Annotated in this window: 14 protein-coding genes; 8 read left to right on the forward strand and 6 right to left on the reverse strand. The window is 43.5% G+C overall.

What is annotated here, in order from left to right; all coding sequences use genetic code 11:
- Position 1 precedes the first annotated feature (1 nt).
- The 5 genes from purQ to QE417_RS10085 all read right to left on the reverse strand — a co-directional run bounded on the left by purQ (position 2) and on the right by QE417_RS10085 (position 4,919).
- Positions 2-694 carry a phosphoribosylformylglycinamidine synthase subunit PurQ gene (gene purQ, locus QE417_RS10065; RefSeq protein WP_311949637.1) on the reverse strand — a complete coding sequence of 231 codons (693 nt, stop codon included), beginning with the start codon at positions 692-694 and terminating at the stop codon, positions 2-4.
- Between the two features lie 45 nt (positions 695-739).
- Positions 740-1,735, reverse strand: a complete 996-nt coding sequence (locus tag QE417_RS10070; RefSeq protein ID WP_311949639.1) for a DUF6427 family protein — start codon at positions 1,733-1,735, stop codon at positions 740-742.
- A gap of 39 nt (positions 1,736-1,774) precedes the next feature.
- Positions 1,775-2,779 carry a glycosyltransferase family protein gene (locus QE417_RS10075; RefSeq protein ID WP_311949640.1) on the reverse strand — a complete coding sequence of 335 codons (1,005 nt, stop codon included), beginning with the start codon at positions 2,777-2,779 and terminating at the stop codon, positions 1,775-1,777.
- Between the two features lie 102 nt (positions 2,780-2,881).
- The gene (locus tag QE417_RS10080) at positions 2,882-3,634 is read right to left on the reverse strand and encodes a glycosyltransferase family 2 protein (RefSeq protein WP_311949641.1); all 753 of its coding nucleotides are present in this window, start codon (positions 3,632-3,634) and stop codon (positions 2,882-2,884) included.
- Complete coding sequence (locus tag QE417_RS10085; RefSeq protein ID WP_311949642.1) at positions 3,627-4,919, reverse strand: glycosyltransferase; 1,293 nt, start codon at positions 4,917-4,919, stop codon at positions 3,627-3,629. Before QE417_RS10085 ends, QE417_RS10080 begins: the two co-directional genes overlap by 8 nt.
- 73 nt (positions 4,920-4,992) lie before the next feature.
- On the opposite strand from QE417_RS10085, the gene QE417_RS10090 reads away from it, so the two are divergent.
- The 7 genes from QE417_RS10090 to QE417_RS10120 all read left to right on the forward strand — a co-directional run bounded on the left by QE417_RS10090 (position 4,993) and on the right by QE417_RS10120 (position 9,907).
- On the forward strand, positions 4,993-5,217 hold the full coding sequence (locus QE417_RS10090) for a hypothetical protein (protein ID WP_311949644.1): 225 nt from the start codon (positions 4,993-4,995) through the stop codon (positions 5,215-5,217).
- A 69-nt stretch (positions 5,218-5,286) separates the two neighbouring features.
- Entirely contained in the window at positions 5,287-6,033 is a 747-nt protein-coding gene (locus tag QE417_RS10095; RefSeq protein ID WP_311949645.1) for a class I SAM-dependent methyltransferase, read from the forward strand.
- A gap of 203 nt (positions 6,034-6,236) precedes the next feature.
- Positions 6,237-6,494: a DUF4834 family protein gene (locus QE417_RS10100; protein WP_311949646.1), complete on the forward strand. Its 258-nt coding sequence runs from the start codon at positions 6,237-6,239 to the stop codon at positions 6,492-6,494.
- 9 nt (positions 6,495-6,503) lie between these two features.
- Positions 6,504-6,821 carry a hypothetical protein gene (locus QE417_RS10105; RefSeq protein ID WP_311949647.1) on the forward strand — a complete coding sequence of 106 codons (318 nt, stop codon included), beginning with the start codon at positions 6,504-6,506 and terminating at the stop codon, positions 6,819-6,821.
- Positions 6,822-6,886: 65 nt separating this feature from the next.
- On the forward strand, positions 6,887-7,654 hold the full coding sequence (locus QE417_RS10110) for a hypothetical protein (RefSeq protein ID WP_311949648.1): 768 nt from the start codon (positions 6,887-6,889) through the stop codon (positions 7,652-7,654).
- The gene (locus QE417_RS10115) at positions 7,557-9,365 is read left to right on the forward strand and encodes a hypothetical protein (RefSeq protein ID WP_311949649.1); all 1,809 of its coding nucleotides are present in this window, start codon (positions 7,557-7,559) and stop codon (positions 9,363-9,365) included. The genes QE417_RS10110 and QE417_RS10115 overlap by 98 nt, the downstream gene beginning before the upstream one ends.
- A gap of 143 nt (positions 9,366-9,508) precedes the next feature.
- Complete coding sequence (locus tag QE417_RS10120) at positions 9,509-9,907, forward strand: VOC family protein (protein WP_311949650.1); 399 nt, start codon at positions 9,509-9,511, stop codon at positions 9,905-9,907.
- A 267-nt stretch (positions 9,908-10,174) separates the two neighbouring features.
- On the opposite strand, the gene QE417_RS10125 is transcribed toward QE417_RS10120, so the two are convergent.
- Positions 10,175-10,456 (reverse strand): ATP-dependent Clp protease adaptor ClpS, encoded by a 282-nt coding sequence (locus QE417_RS10125; protein WP_311949651.1) that lies wholly within the window; start codon positions 10,454-10,456, stop codon positions 10,175-10,177.
- Between the two features lie 260 nt (positions 10,457-10,716).
- Here QE417_RS10125 and QE417_RS10130 point away from each other — a divergent pair, with 260 nt between their 5' ends.
- Entirely contained in the window at positions 10,717-11,451 is a 735-nt protein-coding gene (locus QE417_RS10130; protein WP_311949652.1) for a hypothetical protein, read from the forward strand.
- Positions 11,452-11,468: the final 17 nt, after the last annotated feature.

An 11,468-nucleotide genomic window follows, 5' to 3' on the forward strand; every position in this document is an offset into this window, starting at 1 on the left:
TTTAGGCTTTAACCAGGCTCAGTATCGATTCGAAAATTCCAAGGCCGTCTTCATTAGCCAACAGGGTATCGGCAGCACGCTCAGGGTGAGGCATCATACCAAATACGTTGCGGTTAAGATTACAAACACCGGCAATGTTCTCTAATGAACCGTTAGGGTTAGCTTCGTCGGTAATGTTACCGGCCTCGTCACTGTAACGGAACAAGATCTGGTCGTTGTCTTTTAACGATTGCAGGGTATCGGCATTGGCAAAGTAGTTACCCTCTCCATGGGCAATAGGAATTTTAAGCGCCTTTTGCTCGTCAATTTGCGAAGTAATAAGCGAGTTTTTGGTTTGCGATACCAGGAAGGTATTGCGGCAAATAAATTTACGCTGCTTGTTGTGCAGTAATGCACCCGGTACCAAACCGGCTTCGGCCAGTATCTGGAAACCGTTACAAATGCCCATTACGTAACCACCTTTTGCAGCAAACTGAATAACTTCCTGCATAATAGGCGAAAAACGGGCAATAGCGCCAGAACGTAAATAATCGCCAAAAGAGAAACCGCCCGGAAGTATTACCATATCAACGCCTTGCAAATCATGCTCTTTATGCCACAGGCGAACCACCTGCTGACCCATAACTTTTTCCAAAACGTAGATGATATCTTCGTCGCAATTTGAACCGGGGAATATAACTACACCAAATTTCATGCTACAAAGCTAATATAACCGCTTGAACATGAACGAATGTAAAAGTTAAAAAGTGTTAAACTGGAAGTAAATAATACTGGCAATCAGCAAGAAAAACAGCGTTTCGTACATCCAGCGCTTACTTGCATATAAAAAATAATAGGCAAAAAATATGGCAGCGGGTACCACGCAAAGTAAAAAATGGCTCAAACCAAACATGGGCCGCACGTAATAAGATACCGAAGCCACCGGCACCATAAAGAAAAAAAGCTGAAATGCCTTGCGTATAAGCACATAACTTTTAAAGAAGTTTTCTTGTAGTTTGAGTGTACCTAACACCAATATGGCCATCACTGGAATGAGCAGCAAAAAGTCGTACTTGTCTAACACCTGCGGCCCGGCAAACTTAGCGCCCAGCGGCAACCATATTTTATACAGGTAAGGCAGCTTATCGGTTAAATAATACACCACGCCTATAAAAAAGAAGATGGTGATATACCCGATTAATGTAGCCACCCACTCGCGCCAGTCAAACGGGCGAAAAATGATGAGCCCTATCCAAACCACTGCCAAAAAGTAGGTAAACGGGAAATAAATAAGCGAGCCTACGGCGGCCAGCATACCCAGATCATAGGCCAGCGATTTTGAATCGTCGGTTTTGTAAAGTTCAAATAGCTTGAACAGCATCCAGATAATTACAAAGTTGCATAACAGTGGGGCACTCAACACCAAGAACGGCGTAAATAAACCCGACAGCGTTACGTATAATAAAGCCGGTAAAAAACTTGGCCTCCCCAATAAATTATAAGCGTTTACGAGGTAGTTAACCAGTACAGCCTGTGCCAGCACCACCAGGGCCGCTCCCCAAATGCTAACTGCCGCCGGAAGCGTTTTTACAATAGCTAAGGGCAATAAGGCACGAAAGAAAGGCTCGGCCACCTGAACAGGAATATCGGCAGGTAACGACGACGAGAACAACAGATAACCACCCCGCGTAATTAGTAGCAGAACAGCCAGCCATAAAATGTTGAGGGGATTAAACCGCCTGAAAATATCGATCATGCACGCCGTGGTTTCAGCAGGCAATATTACCAAAAATGTTTAAGCTAAAACAGCCTGCGGGCGCGTATATTTCTTTACCATGTCTTCCACTATCTGCGCAGTTTCATCGGGGAAATTTACACGGATGTTGTTTCTGCTTTGTATCCAGTTTTTAATGTGTGGGATGGCATGCGTGTTAATGCTGGTAAGTACCGGTACGCCCAGTTTTGAGGCCGCCAGGGCATTACAGCGTTGTTCATATTGCCCGCTCATAGGCACCATCATTACCTTTTTTTGAAGGAACAGGGCTTCGGCAGGGCCTTCAAAGCCACCGCCGGTAAGCAAGCCTTCGCAACTGGCCATGCTTTGGTTAAATTTTACGTTATCAACCGGGCAAATATGGATGTTGCCAGTTTGGTAGGGTGTTTTTTGACGTTTAGAGAAGATGTGCCACTCCACCTCGCTTACCTGGCTTAGTATTTTTACCAGCGTTTTATCATCATAAGCAGGCAGATACACGGTATAATGCCCCTTGTTAGTTGGCTCCAACTGGCGTATCTCGCTACGAATAACCGGGGTATGGATGAACGAATCGTACCTATCAAAATGAAAACCAATGTGGTGCGTTGTAGGCGAATAGTATTTAAACAACCACTCGGCATAATTCCAACGGGCGGGACGCGGTGTTTTGGCCGATACAAATGAGCATTGGTGACTTAACGAAACCGACGGTATACCTTGCACCCGGCAGGCCCAGGCACTTACAGGTTCAAAATCGTTAATAATGAGATCGTATTGTTTGAGGGGCAGGTTATGAATATCGCGGTACAGCCTCCACAGGTTCATGCGTTTGTAGGTTTCCCATTTATCTACCCCTCCCTTTTTACCAAATACAAAGCTAAAGCCATGAAACTGGTGTTTTAAAGGTTGTGATAAAGAAACTTCGGCCTCGGTACCGCTTACAATCAAATCCAACTCGCCATGCTGCTGCAGCAGCGGAACAATCTCGCGTGCCCGGCTAATGTGGCCGTTACCAGTACCTTGTATGCCTAAAAGTATTTTCATTTAAGAGGTTAAAGCAGATACACTTCAGCAAATATAAACGGCTTTTGCCTTAAAGCGTTTGCAATAGTATAAACTTACTTTTAACAAACTATAACTTATGTATTAATCATTTGTACGGCGATGCAGCAGCCAGTACCAACCCAGGTTAAAAGCAATAACGGCGTGGTTAAATAATGTGGGTAGCAGCCCGTAATGCTCACGCATAATATCAAACCGTTCCATCAAACTTTGGCGGTGCTTCTTTTTCGACATGCCCCCTACCAGGTATTTAGCCACGTAGCGGTTAACGTTAACTATCTTCTTAGCCTTTTTGGCGGCCTGCAATATCCAGTCAATATCGGCGCTTAACTGGTATTTGCGGTTATAAGGTTGCGCCAAGTCACGTTTTATGTAAATAGCCTGATGGCTAATGCTCATGCCATACCTAAAATCTTTAAACCGAAACTGTTTGGGGGCTTTGTGACGGCGTTGGCCTAAGTTGTTACCTGCCTCGTTCATCATTTCGGTTTCGCCATAATAAATATCGGCATCGGGTGCCGTAGCAAAAACCTGCTCAACAGTATCGTGTGCGTAAAAAGTATCGCCGGAGTTCATGAATATCACATAATCGCCCTTGGCAAGCGCCAGGCCTTTGTTCATGGCGTCATAAATGCCTTTATCTTTTTCGCTGATGAGCGTGGTAATTTTGTCGCCATACTGATGAATAATATCGAGCGTACCATCGGTTGAAAGCCCATCTACCACAATGTATTCGATGTTAGCGTACGTTTGATGAATTACCGACTGAAGCGTGCGCTTAATATGCTGCACGTTGTTGTACACAATGGTAATTACGCTCAGTTTGGGCTTAAACATTTGGCCCTCCCCCCACCGTTTTATCCAGCAGACGATTATATAATTGCAGATGCTTTTGGGCAATTACCTTTTCCGAAAACTTCTCCATTACGGCTTGCCTGGCCTGTTTTTGCAGGATGCTGCGGTTGGGGTGATTAACGGCCCAATCCATACCATCGGCAAAACTTTCGGATGAGCGGTATTCGGCCAAATAACCGTTATAACCATGCTCAACCATGTTGGGTATGCCGCCCGTAGTAAAGGCCACAACCGGTGTGCCGCACGCCAGGCTTTCCATCACGGTATAAGGCAAGTTATCTTCCAATGATGGTATCAGGAAAGCATCGGCTGCAGCGTAGCAAGTAGCCAGCTTTTCATCGTCGTTTATAGTGCCCAAAAAGTTGGTCTTAAACGGAAACTCAGGCACGTTCTTAGCATCGCGATTGCCAAATACAACAAGTTCAACATTTTCGGCCTGTGCGCCTAAACGGGTTTTCAGCAGTTCGAGGCTTTCCAAAAGATAGCTTGCACCTTTATGCAAATCCTTACGCGAGGGCATAAAACCGGTCAAAAAGATAAATTTATCTTCGGGCAAACCTAACTTGCGTTTGGCTTCGGCTTTATCTATCGGCCTGAAAATATCCGTTTCGAGCGTATTGGGTATTTGCACGGCGGGTTTATCGTGCATTAAACTGCTTTTCAATACCGAATCGAGCATCCACGAACTTGGCGCAACTACATTAATGTTAAGCTGCTTATATGCGTTGTTTTTTTGCACCCATATTTTGTGCGAAATATCATTGGCACCCGAATTTTTCAGCAAGGGGCAATGGCCGCATTCGCGCAAAAAATGGTCGCAGGTGTAGCGCACGTGGCAGCCGCCGGTAAAGGCATTGCTGTCGTGAAAAGTCCATACAATGGGCTTATTGAGTTTAGCCAGTTCGGCCAAGTGGGAAGGGTTTAAAAAGCTGTGGTTTATCCAGTGCAGGTGTATCACATCGGCCGTCTTAACATCGGGGTGATGGATAACCGACCGCCCGAACCAGGTGAACGAAAACGGCGTGCGCTTGCCGGGGTTAAGCACTCGCTTGGCTAATATGCGTTCAAAAATGATAGTTGCTGCCGTATATGCCTTTTGTATAGCGTTTGCGTTAAAAGTTAATATCGATGGATTTTTACCAAACTTATAATGCACCACCACTTTCGAATGTATCCCTTCGGCCAGCAAGGCACGGTTTAGCCTCAAACAGGCCCGGCCCGCTCCGCCATTACCATCGTACGTGTTTATATGCACCACTTTTAACATGGCTTCAAAAATACATTTTATCGGTACTTAAATTGGAGCAATTTATTTTCACCTCCTTTTTAGTTATTTTGTGATGATGAACGAACGACATAAATTAATTTGTAAAGTTTTGGCAGGCTTATCAACAATAGGTTTTGTCTATTTAACTGCCCCTATAATTTTTATTCTTAATTCAGGCATTTGGGCAGATGACTTTGCAAGCTCAATAACCCCTGGTTGGCATACAACCATCTATCCTTCATGGATAGAAAAGTTATATATTACTGCCAAAAACATTACTATTAGTCATAGCTGTTAATCTGCTTTATAAAACCCTGTTAAGGTTTTTTACTTACATCGGCCGAAAAATCTTTTCTTTGCAATAACAATGAGCAACGAACTCACCGACCGCAAATTCTGGGCTAACTACTGGGAATCAAAAACAGGACTGGCTTTCCAGGTGCCTGCCAACTACACTTTTCATCAGCTATTTAAAAAATTGCTTGCCGATAAACCAATCAAATCGGCCATCGAATTGGGCGGCTTCCCCGGCTACTATGCCATTTTTTTAAAGAAATACTTCGGGTTGGAAACTTCGCTGTTTGATTTTTATGTGCATGAGCCTATCCTGAAAGAGGTGTTGGCTGCTAACCAGCTTACACAACAAGATGTAAAAGTTATTGAGGGCGACCTGTATAAATTTGAGCCACAAGAGCAATACGACCTCGTACTATCATGCGGATTGATTGAACACTTTAACGACACTAAAGATATTATAGCCCGTCACCTCATGTTTTTAAAACCGGGCGGAACGCTGTTTATTACCCTCCCCAATTTTACCGGGGTAAACGGCTGGGTGCAGCGCACTTATGATATGGACAACTATAACAAGCATAACATTGATAGCATGAATCCTGCCCTTCTGGCCGAATACTGCAAGCAGCTGGGTTTAAAAAATGTAGAAGCTTATTACTATGGCCACTTCTCTATTTGGCTTGAAAACATGAAGCAGCAAAGCAGGTTTACTAAAGGCTTTTTGAAAGCCTTGTGGTTTGCCGGAAAGGTGTTTACTAAGGTTGTGCCGGTAGAAAGTAAGGGGTTGTCGCCTTATATTGTGGTGAAGGCGGTTAGATAACATCTTATTTCGAACGGCAGAACATATTCCTGTTTAAATTTTGTTTGGCTTTTACTTATTGCAGCGCCCTGTAGCATAAATAAATTGGTTGCACTGGCTTTGTATAGCAATTCTATTTTTGACACACCAATAGCACACCCCTCTATCATATCCAAACAAAAATTTCGTTATTAGCTTTATATTTGTGAACTAATCATCTCAACATGATATTAATTCGTTTCTTAATTATATCGATTTGTGTTTTCTACATCATTCGCAGTTTGGCGCGTATATTTTTGCCCATGCTGTTTCAAAGCATGGTGAACAAAGCTCAACAACAATATAGTCAGCAGCAAAATCCTTTTCAGCAGCAACGCCAAAACCGTCCTGAAGGAAAGATCAAAATAGACCACGCCCCCCAGGTAAAATCGCAAATACCCGATAACGAGGGCGACTTTGTTGATTTTGAGGAAGTAAAATAACCACAAGCCATGAGAGAGCAACCCGGAATGGTTTTCAGGAACCGCAATTACAGCATACAAGCCTTAGTTTCATTAATAACGGCTAATTACATTGTATTTGCCTTACTGGTGCAAATGTGCGTAAGCTGTACGGGCATACATTGGTTTTTATGGGTTGGCTTAGCGGGCTTGGCCTGGTACAACTATTACACCATACGCCGTAACCTCGAGGAGTTTGAGGAGAAGAGAACTCAAATTATTTATTTAGCAAGTATTGCCGGCATGGGCATACTTTATTATCTGTTAGGCGTAGTGGCTCTACATTGCGATCTTGTAAAACCCGTATAAACTATCTGTTTCCATTAGTCAGGCATTTTTATATTTTTGGGGAATAATTTTTTCCCTAAAGATAAATGAGCAACTGGTTCAAGCGTAATGGCATTCATTTTGCCATCTTCGGAGTTTTTTTAGCTATGTGTTTCGTGTATTTTACCCCTGCGTTTCAGGGTAAAGCCCTAAACCAGGGCGACGTTATGCGCGCACAAGCTACCCAGAAAGAGATAATGGATGTAAAGGAAAAAACCGGTAAAGCGCCGCTTTGGACCAACAGCATGTTTAGCGGTATGCCCTCTTACCAAGTATGGGCACCCTACCCCAGCAATGTTACCACCTACGTGGTTGACACCCTTAAAACCATCTTCCCTAACCCGGTTGATACGGTTTTACTGCTGTTAATGGGTACTTATTTCCTGTTATCGGTATTACGGTTAAACCCGTGGCTTGCAGCAGCGGGTGCAGTAGCGTTCACTTTTTCTACCTATAATTTTATATTAATTGATGCCGGGCATGCCAATCAGGTATATGCCATTGCATTTTTTGCGCCGTTAATTGCCAGTATCATTATGGCGTTCAGGGGTCGTTATTTGCTGGGTGGTACGCTAACCGCTTTCTTTTTGGCTATGGAGATCCGCTCCAACCATATCCAAATGACGTATTACCTCATGCTGGCGTTAATTATTTACGTATGTATTGAGGCTTACCATGCCTTTAAAAACAAGCAAACCCAACCTTTCTTTAAAAGTTATGGGTTATTTGGCAGTGGCTATGGTGTTGGCACTGGCGGTAAACGCCGGCTCGTTATGGACTACTTACGAATACGGAAACGAGTCTATCCGTGGTAAATCAAACTTAACCAAACACACCAGTGAACCATCAAACGGACTGAGCAAAGAATACGCCTTTCAGTGGAGCCAGGGCATTGGCGAGTGCTTTACCTTTTTAGTGCCTAACGCTTATGGCGGCGGTAGCCGCGGTATGGCCGCAGATGCCGACTCGAAAGTAATAAAGGTATTACAAGAAAAAGGTGTTGATGCACAGCAGGCACAGGGCTTTGCGCAACAATTACCCGCATACTGGGGTGGCAAACCGTTTACCGAAGGCCCTTCCTATTTTGGTGCCGTGGTATGTTTCCTTTTCATATTTGGCTTATTAGTAGTTAAAAGCCGCTTAAAATGGTGGTTAGCGAGTGCTTCGGTGTTTACTATCCTGCTATCATTCGGCCATAACTTCCCGTTATTATCTGACTTATTCTTTAACTACTTCCCGCTTTATAACAAATTCCGTGCGTTAGATTCTATTTTGGCTATTGCCGAATTGTGTTTCCCTGTGCTGGGCTTTATGGCGGTGCATGAGGCTATTACCTCAACCAATAAAGATGAAGTTTTAAAGAAGTTGAAAATTGCTGGTGCTATTGCCGGTGGCCTTACACTTTTGTTGATTTTACTACCTACCGTGCTGTTGAGCTTTAAAGCTCCCGAACACGAAGGCTTTGTAAATCAACTTTCACAAGCTATTGGCGGCGACACCTCTTTTGCCAATACCATTGCCAATGCTTTGGTTCAAGACCGTATTTCATTAGAGCGTGCCGATGCTATCCGCTCGTTTATATTTATAGCGCTTGCATTTGGCGTGCTATGGGCTTTGGTTACCAAGAAAATCAACGCCACGGTAGCATCTATATCATTCTTATTATTGGTTGCTGTTGATTTATGGACTATTGACAAACGCTACCTTAAAGACGAGAATTTTGTTTCGAAAGAAGATGTGATGAAACCGCAACAACGTGAGGTTGACGGCTTTATACTGCGCGATAAGGACCCAAACTTCCGCGTGTTTGATTTAGCCGGGGGCGATCCGTTCAGCAATGCCAATACCTCGTACTTCCACAAATCAATTGGTGGTTACCATGCGGCTAAGCTGAAACGCTACCAGGAGCTCATCGAAAACCAGTTTAGCAAAAGCATTAACCAGGATGTGTTGGACATGCTGAACACCAAGTACATCATCAATAATGACCCTAAGAGCAATACCGCAAGCATGCAGGCTAATCAAACCGCCTGTGGAAATGCATGGTTTGTAAAAAGCATTAAGTATGCCAAAAATTCCGATGAGGAAATGCAGGCCATCAGCAGTTTCGATCCTAAAAACGAAGCTATTGTTGATGAGCAGTATAAAAACCTGCTGAATAATAAGCCAACTGTGCTTGATCCTAACGCAACCATCAGCCTTACCAGCTACAGCCCCGATACTTTGGTTTACAAGGCAGGTTCAACTTCCGAACAAACCGCTGTGTTCTCGGAAGTATTTTATGACAAAGGCTGGAAAATGTATATCGACAACATAGAAAAACCTTTCTTCCGTGCCGATTACCTGTTACGTGCTGCCGTTATTCCGGTTGGTAACCATGAAATTAAATTTATTTTCCACCCTACTTCATACTACACCGGCGAAACCATTTCGTTAATTGCTTCGGTATTATTAATACTTACCTTAGTTGGTGCCCTGTATATCGAAAGCAAAAAGAAAGCGCCGCTTATTAATAAAGAGGCCTAAGCAAAATTATAATATTCCACAAGGGGATGCACCATCAGGAGCATCCCCTTTTTTGTTATAAACGCTTGTTGGCAATTACTTGCTTAAACGTTTGCTTTTTAATGGTAAGCCACTAACTTTAAGTAAATTAAAACCTCAACATTATGGCCTTTAAAAATGCGATCAGCTGGTTCGAAATTCCTGCAGTGGATATAGCTCGTGCCCAAAAGTTTTACGAAACCATTTTTGACACCCAATTACAATTGATTAATCACGACGGCTACCAGATGGCCATGTTCCCGCTGGAAGACCCGATGACAGGTGTTGGCGGCGCGTTGTGCCAGGTATCTGAATTTCATCAGCCATCGGCTAATAGCGGCACGCTAATTTACCTCAACGGTAATCCTGATGTACAAATTGTATTAGATCGTGTAGAGGCTGCCGGTGGTAAAATAGTCTCACCCAAAATCGAAATATCGCCCGAGTATGGCTACATGGCTGTATTTTTAGACACAGAAGGTAATCGTGTGGCTCTGCATTCGGTTCCGGAAAAGTATTTATAATTGTTATGCTATACCTCCCACAATGTCATTTCGAACGATAGTGATAAATCTTATACACCTTGCATTATATCGCACGTATATGATTCCTACTTGGGTCGGAATGACAGGATGGAAAAATATGGTTAAATAAAAATGTCATTTCGAGTGATAACGAAAAACCTTTGACGCACGCTAAGCGATTTGAAAAGTGCTCTCACTATCATTCGAGATGACATAATTTTATTGAATGAGGGTTAGCACATAATTGGTGTTATCACCAACCATACATTAGTCAACCGTTACGGTTAAACCCTCTTGCTGTAAAATTTTGCGGTAAACTTCCATTTCGGTAAAAGAGCCTTCTAATACAGCGCACTTACCTTCATTGTGTACCTTCCAGGCAATTTTTTCGCCCTGCGACTCGGAATAGTCGAGGTATTTCATCATGCAATAGATCACGTGTTCGAAAGTATTCACATCATCGTTCCACAAAATAAGGCGGTGCATTTCTTTTAAACTCGCCAGTATCTCTTCAAGCGTAAGTGTTTCTTCCTGTACTTCTGTTGGCATAATATATATTAACGGTAAAGTTACTCAAAACGCAAATAATAATTACGTTAAAATGCTGTTATTTCTTCGATGCAGAAAGAGCAATGCACAAATTCAACTAATTAATCATGATAAAAAACATATTCAGCCCGGCTTTAATTATGCTGGCCGGTTTTATACACGCAATTACCGGCGCGTAAGCTCAATCACATAACAATATCTTACACCACCCGCCAACAATTATTACCATTGATGGCAATTTAAAAGATTGGGGAGATAGCTTGTATTACTATAACGAAGAAAAGAAGTTATACTATACCCTGGCTAATGACGCTCAAAATATTTATGTAGCTATACGCCTAAACGATCGCAGCGAACAAGAACGTGTATTAATGGCCGGATTAACCTTAGGAATTAACAGCAAAGGTAAAAAGAAAGATAGCTACAAAGTAACCTTCCCGGTGGCTAACCCGCAAGATATGGCCGATATGATGGCCGCACGCCGCAATACAACGGAAAAGCCCGACGAACAACCTATTGATCGGGAAGAAATGCGCAAGGCACGGCTCACCAAGCTGCGTAACATTAAAGTTGAGGGTTTTAAAGATATTGATTACGATATTTTAACCACTACTAATTCGTACGGCTTTAAAGCCGCAATTGATTATGATGCTGATGGCAACCTGGTGTACGAGGCCGCCATTCCGCTAAAGTTTTTTGATGCGACGGATGCGGCTAAGAACGAGTGGGCGTTTAATTTTAAGGTGAACGGCATTACCCGCCCACAAGGCGAAGGACAGCAGGGCGGTGGCATGGGTCATGGCGGTATGGGTGGCGGCGGCAGTATGGGTCGTGGAGGAATGAGTGGAGGCATGGGCGGCGGCGGTGGTCGTGGCGGCCGGGGTGGCGGCATGGGTCCCAGCGGTGGCATGCAAGGTGGCAACAGCGGCTTTGACCGCAGTGCTTTAAGCAAATCAGAGGATTTTTGGGAGAAGTTTCATCTGGCTAAATTGTAATTTGACAATCAATAACG

The organism is Mucilaginibacter terrae (assembly GCF_031951985.1).
Classification (GTDB): Bacteria; Bacteroidota; Bacteroidia; order Sphingobacteriales; family Sphingobacteriaceae; genus Mucilaginibacter; species Mucilaginibacter terrae_A.